The organism is Bacteroides salyersiae (assembly GCF_031172035.1).
Taxonomy (GTDB): domain Bacteria; phylum Bacteroidota; class Bacteroidia; order Bacteroidales; family Bacteroidaceae; genus Bacteroides; species Bacteroides salyersiae.
Map to the genome: position 1 here is coordinate 4,484,467 of NZ_CP133452.1, position 14,362 is coordinate 4,498,828.

At 43.6% G+C, this 14,362-nt stretch carries 12 protein-coding genes and 1 other RNA gene; 5 read left to right on the top strand and 8 right to left on the bottom strand.

The annotated features are described in order from the left end of the window. Nucleotides 1–159: 159 nt before the first annotated feature. Together RB604_RS17080 and RB604_RS17085 are read right to left on the bottom strand one after the other, a co-directional pair. The gene (locus RB604_RS17080; RefSeq protein WP_055294314.1) at nucleotides 160–1,314 is read right to left on the bottom strand and encodes a dipeptide epimerase; all 1,155 of its coding nucleotides are present in this window, start codon (nucleotides 1,312–1,314) and stop codon (nucleotides 160–162) included. A 75-nt stretch (nucleotides 1,315–1,389) separates the two neighbouring features. Then, nucleotides 1,390–2,367 (bottom strand): C40 family peptidase, encoded by a 978-nt coding sequence (locus RB604_RS17085; protein WP_055294312.1) that lies wholly within the window; start codon nucleotides 2,365–2,367, stop codon nucleotides 1,390–1,392. Between the two features lie 126 nt (nucleotides 2,368–2,493). On the opposite strand from RB604_RS17085, the gene rnpB reads away from it, so the two are divergent. Together rnpB and RB604_RS17095 are read left to right on the top strand one after the other, a co-directional pair. After that, nucleotides 2,494–2,900, top strand: an RNA gene (rnpB, locus tag RB604_RS17090) — RNase P RNA component class A. A gap of 27 nt (nucleotides 2,901–2,927) precedes the next feature. Then, the gene (locus RB604_RS17095; RefSeq protein ID WP_005931102.1) at nucleotides 2,928–4,247 is read left to right on the top strand and encodes a YihY/virulence factor BrkB family protein; all 1,320 of its coding nucleotides are present in this window, start codon (nucleotides 2,928–2,930) and stop codon (nucleotides 4,245–4,247) included. A 39-nt stretch (nucleotides 4,248–4,286) separates the two neighbouring features. Here RB604_RS17095 and RB604_RS17100 read toward each other — a convergent pair whose 3' ends face one another. The 6 genes from RB604_RS17100 to pstC form a co-directional block, all read right to left on the bottom strand. Then, nucleotides 4,287–4,823 carry a nitroreductase family protein gene (locus RB604_RS17100; protein ID WP_005931099.1) on the bottom strand — a complete coding sequence of 179 codons (537 nt, stop codon included), beginning with the start codon at nucleotides 4,821–4,823 and terminating at the stop codon, nucleotides 4,287–4,289. Between the two features lie 26 nt (nucleotides 4,824–4,849). Beyond that, nucleotides 4,850–5,446: a riboflavin synthase gene (locus RB604_RS17105; RefSeq protein ID WP_005931096.1), complete on the bottom strand. Its 597-nt coding sequence runs from the start codon at nucleotides 5,444–5,446 to the stop codon at nucleotides 4,850–4,852. 438 nt (nucleotides 5,447–5,884) lie between these two features. Then, the gene (gene phoU, locus RB604_RS17110) at nucleotides 5,885–6,574 is read right to left on the bottom strand and encodes a phosphate signaling complex protein PhoU (protein WP_005931095.1); all 690 of its coding nucleotides are present in this window, start codon (nucleotides 6,572–6,574) and stop codon (nucleotides 5,885–5,887) included. Nucleotides 6,575–6,636: 62 nt separating this feature from the next. Further along, on the bottom strand, nucleotides 6,637–7,383 hold the full coding sequence (pstB, locus tag RB604_RS17115; RefSeq protein ID WP_309006402.1) for a phosphate ABC transporter ATP-binding protein PstB: 747 nt from the start codon (nucleotides 7,381–7,383) through the stop codon (nucleotides 6,637–6,639). Nucleotides 7,384–7,601: 218 nt separating this feature from the next. Further along, nucleotides 7,602–8,477 carry a phosphate ABC transporter permease PstA gene (gene pstA / locus RB604_RS17120; RefSeq protein ID WP_005931092.1) on the bottom strand — a complete coding sequence of 292 codons (876 nt, stop codon included), beginning with the start codon at nucleotides 8,475–8,477 and terminating at the stop codon, nucleotides 7,602–7,604. Nucleotides 8,478–8,628: 151 nt separating this feature from the next. Next, a complete protein-coding gene (gene pstC / locus RB604_RS17125; RefSeq protein WP_055294309.1) occupies nucleotides 8,629–9,825 on the bottom strand; it encodes a phosphate ABC transporter permease subunit PstC in 1,197 nt (398 codons plus the stop codon). A gap of 262 nt (nucleotides 9,826–10,087) precedes the next feature. Here pstC and RB604_RS17130 point away from each other — a divergent pair, with 262 nt between their 5' ends. From RB604_RS17130 to RB604_RS17140, 3 genes are all read left to right on the top strand, one after another. After that, complete coding sequence (locus tag RB604_RS17130) at nucleotides 10,088–10,903, top strand: PstS family phosphate ABC transporter substrate-binding protein (protein ID WP_005931088.1); 816 nt, start codon at nucleotides 10,088–10,090, stop codon at nucleotides 10,901–10,903. A 98-nt stretch (nucleotides 10,904–11,001) separates the two neighbouring features. Then, on the top strand, nucleotides 11,002–12,744 hold the full coding sequence (locus tag RB604_RS17135) for a glutamine--tRNA ligase/YqeY domain fusion protein (RefSeq protein ID WP_005931086.1): 1,743 nt from the start codon (nucleotides 11,002–11,004) through the stop codon (nucleotides 12,742–12,744). A 113-nt stretch (nucleotides 12,745–12,857) separates the two neighbouring features. After that, nucleotides 12,858–14,351: a tetratricopeptide repeat protein gene (locus RB604_RS17140; protein WP_055294307.1), complete on the top strand. Its 1,494-nt coding sequence runs from the start codon at nucleotides 12,858–12,860 to the stop codon at nucleotides 14,349–14,351. Nucleotides 14,352–14,362 lie beyond the last annotated feature (11 nt).

Consider the following 14,362-nt stretch of genomic DNA (forward strand, 5'->3'; position numbering starts at 1 on the left):
AATAATAAGACAGTTAATGGGTAATGGATTAATGAAAGAATGAAAAGAATGTATCAATGCGCCAATTGCTCTCCATCCCCGAATAACCCACCGGCATATTTTTTTTCATTCTTTCATTCTTTACATTCTTTCATTAACCCATTACCTCATAGCATATTGTCACATTATTAAATCAACTCCGATTCCCGGCAAATCATTGAGAGTGATTTTACCGTTTATAACTTCCATACCTTTAAAGCGGTCATTGGAGATAAGAAGGTTACCATCCAAATCGGCAAAATCAACAACCGGAGAAAGCTGTGCTGCGGCCGATACAGCGCAAGAAGTTTCAGTCATACACCCTACCATTACTTTCATATCCAGCGCACGTGCCAGCGTCACCATCTTCCAGGCTTCGCGCATGCCGGTACATTTCATCAACTTGATATTTATCCCGGTAAAAGCACCTTTCAAAGCGGTCACATCATTAAGGCGTTGTAAAGACTCATCGGCAAATACCGGCAACGGACTTTGCTGGGTAATCCAAGCAATATCATCCAATTGTTCTTTGGGCATAGGTTGCTCGATCATCACGATGCCCTGTTCTTTTAACCAATGAATCATATCGAGCGCATATTGCCGGTCCGACCATCCTTGATTGGCATCAACCGCTATCGGCAAAGCACTCACAGAACGAATCGTACGAATCATCTCTTTATCATTATCACGCCCCAACTTAACTTTCAATATATTAAACTGTCCGGCTACTTCCCTGGTTTTCCCGCGCACCACATCAGGCGTATCGATACCGATAGTAAAAGTGGTAGAAGGAGTCTTTTCTTTATTCAGTCCCCAGATTTTATACCAAGGAGCTCCTAACAATTTTCCAACCAAATCATGCAAAGCTATATCGACTGCTGCTTTGGCAGCTGTATCACCCGGACTGAGGCTGTCGACGTATGCCAGGATATCTTCCAACCCGAACGGATCGCTAAACTGCTCCAGATCGACTTTCCGCAGAAATGCCATTACGGTATCCACCGTCTGACCCAGATAGGGCGGCATAGAGGCTTCGCCGTATCCGGTCACCCCTTCGTACTCTATCTCCACCTGTACATCGGGAGTCGTAGTGCGCGAATAAGAAGCTACGGCAAACACATGCTTCAACTTAAGCTCGTAAGGAAAAAATCTCATTTTCATCCTGCCTCCCTTACCGAGTTTATTGACAGAGAAAAGAGCCGGACCCGATTTTCCGGCAAACACATTATGAATACCTAAGCCGGAACCAATGGCAGCTAAAGTGGCCGTCTTAAGAAAGTCTCGTCGATTTTGCATAATATACACTTTTTAATGAGGAATGAAGTGCTTTTAGTAACAGGTAGCCGACAGTTCCTATTCTTCACCCGTCATTTAATTATAATATGGATTCGTAAAGGTCGTATTCAATTCTTTTTCCTTATTTATATAAGGCAAGAAACGAACGGCATGGAGCAACCGGCCGGTATTGAATGCATCGTATTCTTTATCTTCCGGATTGAAACTGCTGATGTGCACATCGCCCAGCGCATGTATAAACATCTTATTACCCAGATAAATACCGACATGAGACACGCTTTCCTTTTTGTCTGCCGTTGCTTTCCGGCCGAAGAATATAAGATCGCCCGGCTCTATATTACTGAAATCGGAAGCAATACCGATACGCTGCCCCACATAAGCCTGCTGTGAAGCATCCCGGGGAATAATGATATCGTGCATAAAGAGCACAGTCCGCACCAGACCGCTACAATCGACTCCCTTCGAAGAAGTGCCTGCCCATAAATAAGGAATACCTATCATTGTATACGCTGTACGGATAATACTTTGTGCATCCATTTTCAATTCAGAACGCCATTTTGTTTCCGGCTTGGCTATCGATTTGGAGATATAAGCCAATCGGCCGTCAGGATAAGAAACCCGATAGAAATGTCCTTTACTCCCCTCCCATTTCAAACGATTACCCGCCACTATATCCGAAACAGTCTGTGCATGTTCATTCGGCCGCTCGTATGTAAAACCATAATGGGCCGTCACAATAATTTTCTCCGCACGGTTCCACTCGTCATACCTCTGTTTAGACATAGGGGTAACCACCAACCGGTGTACCCATCCGGTATAATCGTCCGGTGTCTGAATCTCATACCAACCGGTATATTGCAACACCTTCACCGGCATTCCCAGCAAAGCCTGAGTAGTCATACCGGAAGTAAATTTACCCTCATCCCGCATATTACAAACGGAGACATTGACAATAGCATAAGCCGAATCGGCAGAAACGGGACAAATTTCTCCTGCTTTCATGTTTGAAATCATGAAACACAACAGAATAATAAAAAGGATACGTATCTTCATTGAATAATGCCTTCTAACTTCTACACAATTAATAGCAAAGATAAGAATTGAACGAACAATAAAGAAGAAGTTTGTGTTTGTTTTTTAGCAAAAAACAAATAATTGACGTACTTTTGCACTCATAAAGCAGTTGGCCGGCCTGTCGCGTGCGTTTCGGCGCAGGAGGAAAGTCCGGGCAACACAGAGCATCCTACTTTCTAACAGAAAGCTGTCCGCGAGGGTAGAGTAACGTAGAAGAAAACGACCGCCCCTCTTTCTTCGGGGAGAGAGGTAAGGGTGAGAAGGCGGGGTAAGAGCCCACCAGCCGCATGGTGACATGTCGGGCTGTACGTCTTAGGAGTTGTAAGGTCATGTATACCGGCGTTATGAGAGTTGCTCGCTCCATGTCGGAGGGTAGACCGCTAAAGTGGTATGGTGACATGCCACTCAGATAAATGACAGGCATCTTGTTGAATGAACGGATTTAAGGAATGAAAAAATTAATACTTTCATCCAACAGGATACAGAACTCGGCTTACAGGCTGACTGCTTTTTTTCAACTATAATTCCAAATGAATGCCATGAAGAAAAAAATAACCGATATATGGAAATTCATCACTTATGATATCTGGCGCATCACGGAGGACGAAGTGACCAGAACCAAATTTTCGGTTTATAACGTCATTAAAACCATTTACCTCTGTATCAACCGCTTCACGAAAGACCGTATCGTCAATAAAGCCTCTGCATTGACATATAGCACACTGCTTGCCATTGTGCCCATACTCGCCATCGTATTCGCCATTGCGCGGGGATTCGGCGTATCCACCATCATGGAGCATCAATTCCGCAACGGCTTTGGAGGGGCAACGGAAGCTTCCGATACGATCCTTGAATTCGTAAACTCTTACTTATCACAAACCAAAGGCGGAATTTTTATCGGAGTGGGTTTAATCATGCTGTTATGGACAGTCATCAATCTGGTAAGCAACATCGAAATTACATTCAACCGCATCTGGGGAGTAAAGAAAGCAAGAAGCATGTATCGCAAAATCACCGATTACTTCTCCATGTTCCTATTAATGCCTATTCTGATTGTCGTATCAGGCGGTCTTTCTATTTTCATGAGTACTATGCTGAAGCAAATAGAGGATTTCGTATTGCTGGCTCCTATCATAAAATTTCTGATACGGCTTATCCCTTTCGTACTGACTTGGTTTATGTTTACAGGGCTTTACATCTTTATGCCCAACACGAAGGTAAAGTTTAAGCATGCACTCATTTCGGGTATTCTTGCCGGTTCTGCTTATCAGGCATTCCAGTTCCTATACATCAGCAGTCAGTTATGGGTATCGCGCTACAATGCCATTTATGGAAGTTTCGCCGCGCTGCCGATGTTTCTGTTATGGCTGCAAATATCCTGGACCATTTGCCTGTTCGGTGCCGAACTGACTTATGCCGGACAGAACCTCAGAAACTTCAGCTTCGATAAAGATACACAAAACATCAGCCGTCGTTACCGCGACTTCATATCTATTCTTATCATGTCTCTCATAGCCAAACGTTTCGAACGTAACGAGCCACCTTATACAGCCGAAGAGATATCAGAAGAACACCAGATCCCGATCCGGCTTACAAACCAAACGTTGTATCAATTACAGGAAATCAACCTGATACATGAGGTAGTAACCGATCAGAAAAGCGAAGAAATCGCCTACCAGCCCTCTATGGATCTCAACCAATTGAATGTAGCAGTAGTACTTGACCGGCTGGACACCTATGGCTCCGAGAATTTCAAAATCGATAAAGAAGTTGAATTCAGTGATGAATGGCGGATTCTGGTGGAATCAAGAGAAGAATATTACAAGAAGGCAAGCAAGGTATTACTGAAAGAACTGTAAAATAGTGAGTAGTGATGTCACTACTCACCAGTCACTATTTCAGTATTTATTATATGAGACCACCTTCTCCCTTGCCTTGCGGATTTTCTTCCGTTTCTCTTTCAGAGGATAGCCGATAATGATATCGAGCAGCAACCGCTTGGAAGAGGGAATACCAGTCAGTTGCTTGATCTTTTTTTCATCAAACCAGCCAAGAATACATGAGCCTAAGCCTTCGCTTTCTGCGGCAAGAACCATATGGGAAGCAGCAATGCCTATGTCAATCAAAGGGAAATGTTTGTCTTTCACTTTCCCTCCCAGCAGAGAGGTGATATTGGCAGATTCTTCTACAATCAAAATATGTACGGGAGCATCTTTAGCAAACTTATTCATTCCCAATCCGGCGGCCGCCCTTCCCACTTTACCGGCTAAATCCTTATCTGTGACTACCACAAACTTCCACGGTTGCGCGTTACAAGCCGAAGGAGCCAGACACCCCGCTTCTAATATACGAACTAACTTTTCCGGCTCTACCGGACGCTCCTTGTCATAAGCACGGTCGCTTTGCCGGGAATTGACTAATTGCTGAAAATCCATGTGACTTATAAATTATGATTCATCAATCAGACAATCATCCGACTGATATATTTACCGATAATATCAAACTCGATATTCACTATGCTGCCAATAACGAAAGTATGGAAATTGGTATGCTCATAAGTATAAGGTATGATAGCCACCTGGAAGGTATCATCCGTAGGGTTACATACTGTCAGACTAACACCATTTACCGTTACCGACCCTTTGTCTACAGTAATATATCCACGTTTCGCCATCTCTTTGTCAAATGCATATTTGAACGTGAAATACCAACTTCCATCCGCATCCTTTATATCCACGCAAGTAGCGGTCTGGTCCACATGTCCTTGCACGATATGCCCGTCCAAACGGCCGTTCATCATCATGCTACGTTCTACATTCACCTTGTCACCTACCTTCAGCAGCCCGAGATTGGAACGTTCCAGAGTCTCTTTCATGGCAGTCACGGTATAGGTATCATCAGTAAGATCAACTACTGTCAGACACACCCCATTGTGTGAAATACTTTGGTCGATTTTCAGTTCATTCACAAACGAACACTTGAAGGTAAAGTGTATATTCTCCTGGTCTTTCACCAGTGCTACAAGGGTAGCATATTCTTCTACTATTCCGGAAAACATAAAGCGGTTTATTATTAATAATTTAACGATTCACTATCTATGATTGAAGAATACGCTTCAAAACATACTCATTAATCATAGATGCAAAGATACAAAATTGAAACCGATAAACGTGGACTAAACAAATAATCTGTGTTAATTGTTATGAGCTATAGACGCAAAAAAAATGGGGCTTTTCACAAAGCTCCATTTCTCAGTTTTCAATAGGTATTAGTTTTTTTTTAAGGTAAAAAGATTGTTTTCAGGATAACGGTGCAAATATAGGTCCTTTTCCTGTTATGAACCAAATTATAAAACATGTCTTATAACATCTTTTTGAAAAATCTTTGGATTTATTATCATTTCAAGAAAAATCTCCTGTAACTTACCCGTTACAGGAGACAAATATAGAACATTTTTTTAAGTAGCACTAATTTTTGTATAAAAAGTTTCAAAATGTTACTTTTCCTGATAGTGTTCATCCGTCTTTCCGCTGTGCTTGAGCACCTTTGCATCAATGAAGAACACAATTTCTTCGGCAATATTCGTTATATGGTCTCCGGAGCGTTCCAACTTACGGAATACACTGACAAGATTCAGACAGGAAAGCATGCTTTCCGGATGTTCTTTCATATAGCCGGCAAGAACGGAGGTAGCCCCGGCATTGATTTCATCCAGAAGATTATCCTTCGCAAAAACCGATGTTGCCAATTCGATACTTTCCTCATTCAAGGCACGTTTTGCCAGTTCGAGCATAGAGAGCACCTCCCCCTGCATCTCCTCCAAACGCAGATGTTTCAGTAAGTCCGGGTCCAATGCAGGCTCTTCACACTTCAATACGAAACGGGCAATTCCTTCGGCAAAATCTCCCAGGCGTTCCAGATTGGTATTTATTTTGAGCATTGCAAGCACAAAGCGCAAATCAATGGCTACCGGATTATACAAAGCAATCACATCCTCCACATCGCTGTCTATCTTAAGCTCAAAAGCATTCACCCGCCGTTCACGGACAATAACCTGTTGAGCCAACTCTTTATCGAGCGTGAGTACAGCCTCTCCTGCCCTATCCAACTGATTATAAACCAGTGTCCACATTTCGTCAATCTCTTTTTTAAGCAGAATGAGCTCCGATTCTATAAACTTTACCATAGTATGAAATAATTAAAAATTTAAAAATTAAGGAATACCGGACCCGACATCCACATAGATTCCTACCCAAACCTCCCGGTAATATAATTCTGTGTTGCCTCTTTTTCCGGATTTGTAAAAATTTTCTTTGTATCGTCGTATTCCACCATTTGCCCCAGATAGAAGAAAGCCGTTTTATCACTAACGCGGGCAGCCTGCTGCATATTGTGCGTCACGATCACAATGGTGTATCGCTCCTTCAACTCATGAATCAGCTCCTCCACCTTTGCAGTAGAAATGGGATCGAGTGCGGATGCCGGTTCATCCATCAACAAAACCGTAGGAGAAACAGCCATTGCACGGGCAATACAAAGGCGCTGCTGCTGTCCGCCGGAAAGAGCGTACGCCGACTCCTTCAACTTATCTTTCACCTCATCCCAAAGCGCAGCACCTTTCAGGGTCTCTTCCACCCGTTGACGGATGAAAGCATTGTCTTTCACTCCATTTACACGCAAGCCATAGGCAACATTTTCAAAAATACTTTTCAGAAAAGGATTCGGACGCTGAAAAACCATTCCTACGTTTTTCCGTAGTTCATCTACTTCTATCCCCTTATCGTAGATATTCTCACCATTGATACGGATTTCTCCTGTCAGACGGGTGGCAGGAATCAAATCATTCATACGGTTAAACAGGCGGAGAAAAGTAGATTTACCGCATCCGGAAGGGCCGATAAAAGCAACTACGGACTTCTCTTCTATCTCCATACTGATCCCTTTCAAAGCATGAAAGTCACCATACCAAAAATTTACATCACGGGCATTTATCATAAAAATATCATTCTTTTTATTTACGATTAGACGATTTACAATTTACGATTGATATTACAACTGTCTTGAATTGCATCGCTTTTCGTTTCGAGTTGTATTGCAATTTATAGTACCGTAAATCCATTTATCTCCAATTGTAAATCGTCTAATCATAAAATCTCTTTATCTAACTTCAATCGTAATTCGTAAATCGTCTAATCGTAAATCCATCTGTCTCTTTAATTTGTTCTTACCTTTTTCTCAAAATATCTTCTTAATGCATTTGCCAATAAATTTATCAGCAATATGATCACAATCAGTACCAACGCCGTGCCATAGGCCAACGGTAGCTGGGCATCCATATCTGTCCCACTGGTCGATATCACATACAGGTGATAGGGCAAGGCCATACACTGATCTAAAATACTTGTAGGCAACTGCGGCAAGAAATAAGCCGCACAAGTAAACAATATCGGAGCCGTTTCGCCGGATACACGTCCCAAAGCAAGAATCAGTCCGGTTATGATATTAGGAACTCCCATCGGTAAAATAACATGCCAGATAGTCTGTAATTTAGTAGCCCCCAAAGCCCGGCTTCCCTCGCGTAAACTATCGGGAATCGCCTTCAAGGCCTCTTCCGTAGTACGGATCACCAAAGGTACACAAAGCAATCCCAGTGTCAGCGAACCGGCCAGTATGCTATCGCCAAAACCAAGATAGTTCACAAACAAAGCCATACCGAAAAGCCCGAATACAATAGACGGAATACCACTCAGATTATTTGTCATCACACGTATAAAACGAACGAGTTTCCCTTTCGGAGCATATTCATTCATATAAATGCCACTCATCACCCCCACCGGAAAAGCGAAAAGCGCACTACCTACCATCAGATAAAATGTACCTACAATAGCGGGCCAGATACCTCCTCCCGTCATACCATCGGTAGGTGCCGAAAAGATAAAATCCCAACTGATGACACCGACACCTCTATATATAATGAAACCCAATATCGTAAAAAGAATCAAGACGATGCATACACTCAACAAACGGAATATTCCGAAAGCGATCTTCTGCGAACGGCGTTTGGCTTTATTATTACTTGTTATTTCCATCTCTATTTATTTTTCTTTTTCATCTGATACACTGTCGGCATTCATTTGATATATTGTTAGCATACATCTGATATATTGTCAGCATTCACTTGATATAGTGTTGGTTCGCATCTGATATATTGCTAACCTTCATCAAGTGTACTATCCGTTTTCATTTGCTGCGTTTCACACCTTTGGACGAAATATATTCCACGCTAAAATTGATTATTAATGTAATAAAGAACAGCACTACCCCCAGCAAGAACAAAGCCTGGTAATGAGGGCCTCCTGCAGGGGCTTCTCCCAGTTCGGCAGCAATAGTAGCGGGAATGGTGCGCAGAGGTTCCAGAATAGTAGTCGGAATCACCGCAGCATTTCCGGTTACCATCAGCACGGCCATTGTTTCACCGATAGCACGGCCGATGCCCAGTACCACCCCCGAAGTTATGCCGGAAATAGAATACGGAATAACCACTTTATAGGTAGTCTGCCATTGCGAAGCTCCCAAAGCCAGACTCGCTTCACGCATGGCTCGCGGACAATTACGCATGGCGTCTTCCGTAACGGTAATAATGGTAGGCAATGCCATGATAGCCAGCACAATGCTTCCTGCCAACCCGCTCTCTCCCACCGGGAGATCGAACACCTTCTGTATAAGCGGCACTATTACAATCAGCCCGAAGAACCCGTACACCACCGATGGTATACCACTCAACAATTCAATAACAGGTTTCAACCATTTACGCACTTTCGAACCGGCTATTTCGGACATATAAATAGAAACCGAAAGTCCGAAAGGCAACGCTATAAGAATCGCAAAAAGACTCACCCACAACGTGCCCGTAATCAAAGGTAAAAAGCCGAATAAAGGCGCCGGAGTTGCCGTAGGAAACCACTCAGCGCCTGCAAACACGTCTTTCACAGAAATCGTATTGTCTTTGATAAAATGCACCTGTTCCGGTTCGGTGATAAACTGCTGCGGAACAAAAGCAACAATTCCCGGAGTCTTTTCAACCAGTTTCGTAATACATGCCCCGGCATGTTGATAAGCATCCCCCAATTCTTCTTCCGTATAATACCGGGTGATATCCTCCAAACGGAAAACCCGGATAGGGAGATTCTCCCCACCGAGTTCTTCCCAGTTCGTTATCTCTTCATCGAAAACATCTTTTATCTGAGCCGGACTCAGTTGATTGACCTTATTCTCCTTATTCAAAGCGAGAACATATCCTTCTTCTATCACTTTACTGCCAAACAGCCCGAATGCTTCGGTAAACAAGAACAGTACGATAAGCAGGATCGTAACACTTGTAACAAAACCGCTACAAGTCAATATTCCTTCCACTATCTTTTCAAAAATCTTCTTCATACCTGTTGATTTCTGATGCAAAGGAAAGGGTATTATGTTAAGACGGTGTGAACATCGTTTGAAGGAATTGTTTCAAACATATTACAATCCTGTTACAATGAATACCGAAGAAGATTTTGAAACAGCAATGTAACATCTTCTCCTTTAATTTGCCATCGCAATCAGTCATTGCCCCATAAATTATCATTCATAAAACCCATAAGTTGAATCTATTCCAAATAATAGTCAGTTCATGTATATTAAATCATAATTCATCATTCCCATGAAAGTAAAAAGTATATTATTTCTATTTTTTTCCCTTGCCATTACCAGTCTCCATGCTCAACGCATCAAGGGTAGTGATACCGTCCTTCCGGTTGCCCAGCAAACTGCAGAGCGTTTCATGAACAAACATGCCGATGCCCGCGTCACCGTCACCGGAGGCGGAACCGGTGTGGGTATCGCCGCATTGATGGACAACACAACAGACATTGCCATGGCTTCCCGTCCCATCAAGTTCAGTGAAAAGATGAAAGCTAAAGCCGTCCAAACAGATATAGAAGAGACGATTGTCGCCTATGACGCCTTGGCCGTGGTGGTGCATCCCTCCAATCCGGTAAAACAGCTTACACGTCAGCAACTGGAAGACATCTTCCGTGGTAAAATCACCAACTGGCAACAGGTAGGAGGTGAAAACCGGAAAATCATCGTTTACTCCCGCGAGACTTCTTCGGGAACTTACGAGTTCTTCAAAGAAAGCGTACTGAAGAACAAGAACTACATGTCCGGCAGCCTTTCCATGCCCGCCACCGGTGCCGTGATTCAATCTGTCAGCCAGACCAAAGGTGCTATCGGCTATGTCGGTCTGGCCTATGTATCACCACGTGTCAAAACATTAGCCGTATCCTACGATAACGGTATGCATTATGCCCATCCCAGTGTGGAAAACGCGACAAATAAAACTTACCCTATCGTGCGTCCCCTTTACTATTACTATAATGCGAACAACAAAGAAGCAGTAGCCCCTCTCATCGACTTTATTCTCTCCGGCGAAGGACAGGATATAATAAAAAAGAGCGGATATATTCCGGTGAAATAAGGATATACGAAAAAAATATCATACTTTTGTAGCATATTTGGTTACGAGTCATCTTCAGCAGTTATTATCTCTCGTAACTCATAACTTATTTAAACGCTATGACAGATATTAAGGACGAAGAGGTTACAGGCGAAAAGAAAAGCCTCAACTTTATTGAGCAAATTGTAGAAAATGATTTAAAAGAAGGTAAAAACGGAGGAAAGGTGCAGACACGTTTCCCGCCGGAACCGAACGGCTACCTTCATATCGGCCATGCCAAGGCTATTTGCCTTGATTTCGGTCTGGCAGCCCGTCACGGTGGCGTGTGCAACCTTCGTTTCGACGATACAAACCCGACCAAAGAGGACGTAGAGTATGTAGAAGCCATCGAAGAAGATATCAAATGGCTGGGTTTCGAGTGGGGAAATGTGTATTATGCATCCGATTATTTCCAGCAACTCTGGGACTTTGCCGTACGGTTGATCCAAGAAGGAAAAGCCTACATCGACGAGCAGACTTCCGAACAAATCGCCGCACAAAAAGGAACTCCCACCCAACCGGGAACCGAAAGCCCTTACCGCAACCGTCCTGTCGAAGAGAGCCTTACCCTGTTCCGCAAGATGAACAGTGGCGAGATCGAAGAAGGTGCTATGGTGCTCCGTGCCAAAATCGACATGGCAAACCCGAATATGCACTTCCGCGACCCGATTATCTATCGTGTGGTGAAACATCCTCACCACCGTACCGGAACCACTTGGAAAGCCTACCCGATGTACGACTTTGCACACGGACAAAGTGACTTCTTCGAAGGAGTTACCCATTCACTCTGTACGTTGGAGTTCGTCGTGCACCGTCCACTGTACGACCTGTTTATCGACTGGCTCAAAGAAGGCAACGACCTGAACGATAACCGCCCCCGCCAGTACGAATTCAACAAGTTAAACCTCAGTTATACCCTGATGAGTAAACGCAACCTGCTTACTCTGGTGAAAGAAGGCTTGGTGAACGGCTGGGACGACCCCCGTATGCCTACCATCTGCGGATTCCGCCGTCGCGGATACTCCCCGGAGTCCATCCGTAAGTTCGTTGATAAAATAGGATATACCACCTACGATGCGCTTAATGAGTTCGCGCTGCTGGAGAGTGCCGTTCGCGAAGATCTGAATATTCGTGCAACCCGTGTTTCCGCCGTATTGAATCCGGTAAAATTGATAATCACCAACTATCCCGAAGGCAAAGTGGAAGAGCTGGAAGCCATCAACAATCCCGAAGATCCGGAAGCCGGAAGCCATACCATCGAATTCAGCCGTGAACTGTGGATAGAACGCGAAGACTTCATGGAAGATGCTCCGAAAAAATATTTCCGAATGACTCCGGGCCAGGAAGTACGTCTCAAAAATGCCTACATCGTGAAGTGTACAGGCTGCAAAAAAGATGAAAACGGAACGATAACCGAAGTGTACTGTGAATACGACCCGCATACCAAAAGCGGCATGCCCGATGCAAACCGCAAGGTCAAAGGGACACTACACTGGCTCAGTTGCGCCCATTGCCTGCCTGCCGAAGTACGCCTTTACGATCGTCTCTGGAAAGTAGAAAATCCACGCGACGAACTGGCCGCCATCCGCGAAGCCAAAAACTGCGAAGCCCTGGAAGCCATGAAAGAGATTATCAACCCCGATTCATTGCAGATACTTAACCGCTGCTACGTCGAAAAATTCGTAGCCACCCTGCCTAATCTCTCTTATCTGCAATTCCAGCGAATCGGTTATTTTAATATAGACAAAGACTCCACTCCCGACAAGTTAGTATTCAACCGTACCGTAGGGTTGAAAGATACATGGGGGAAAATTAACAAATAGTGATAAGCGATAAGTGATAAGTGATTAGTAGGCTACGCTATATGCTGCATTGCACTAATCACTTATCACTTATCATTACATTATTAATTACTAATCACTTATCACTACATCACATGGCAAGAAAAAATAATTCATCTGATAAAGATCAGGAACTAAACGAACTCATAGCCGACTACGAAACGGCGAAAAAAGAAAACAAACCACTTTATCTGGATGGAGACCAACTCGCGGATATTGCTGACAGATATGCCCTCAGTCGGCGCTTTGATGAAGCACAGGAAGTAATCAGCTACGGCCTGGAACTTCATCCGGGACATACCGACCTCATGGTAGAACAAGCTTATCTGTATCTGGACACCATGAAACTCCAGAAAGCCAAGAACGTAGCCGAATGCATAACCGAAACCTACGAAACGGAAGTCAAGTTGCTGAAAGCCGAAATCCTGCTGAACGAAGGTAATCTGGATGAAGCGGAAAAGTTGCTCGATTCTATTGAAGACAAGGAATCGCTAAACACCATTCTTGATGTGTCTTACCTCTATATGGACATGGGATATCCCGAAAAAGCATTATCGTGGCTTACGCTCGGCATAGAGGAATACAAAGAAGAAGAGGATTTTCTGGCCGCTATGGCGGACTGTTACCGCAGTGGCGATCACGACGAGCAAGCAATCTATATCTATAACAAACTGATAGATAAAAATCCTTACGACCCGTCCTATTGGACCGGATTGGCCAAATCTCATTTTAACCGGCAAGAATTTGAGAAAACCATTGAAGCCTGCGATTTTGCCCTGGCTGCCGATGAGAATTTTGGAGAAGCCCACCTCATGAAAGCCCATAGCTTTTTCCACTTGGAGAATGAATCGAAAGCTATCCAAGAGTATCAGTTGGCACTCAAAGGCCAAAGTATTCCTCCCGAATTCGCCCATATGTTTATCGGATTGGCCTACACTCATCTGGAAAACTGGGAACTGGGCTATCAAAACTACGAACGGGCTTTAAAATTTATCGGAGACGAGGAATCCCCTATCTTGACAGATATATACAGCAATGAAGCATACTGCCTTTCCAAAATGGGTAGATATGAAGAGGCTCATCAAATCTGCGAAAGAGCAAAGGAAAAGACGCCCGAAAGCGCAGAACTCTATCTACAGGAAGGATATATTTATCTGGAAGAAAAAGAAATCGATAAAGCAAAAGAGTCTTGGAAAGTTGCCATACGCTGTGCCCCCGAAGCGGAAACACTGATACGAATAGGCAATTACTATCTAAATTGCAATATGTTGGAGAATGCACGCATGTGTCTCGAAGAAGCCAAAAGATTAGAACCGGAACATCCGAGTATCGATATCCGCCTGGCTTCTCTCTGTCTGATCCAGCAAGATTATAAAGGATTCGAAAAATACAATCAGCTACTGGATCCGCCTCTCAACCTACGAGATGTTCAGGAAGCCATGGCTTTGGATTGTGTCGATGGGGGCATGCGAAAGAAAATCGATCAATTTATACAGGAAATCGATGAATTCAAGAATGAGGATTCGGATGAAGACGAGGATGAAGATGAAGATGAAAATGAATATCCGGATGAAAAAGAAAATGATTAAAACCCAATATT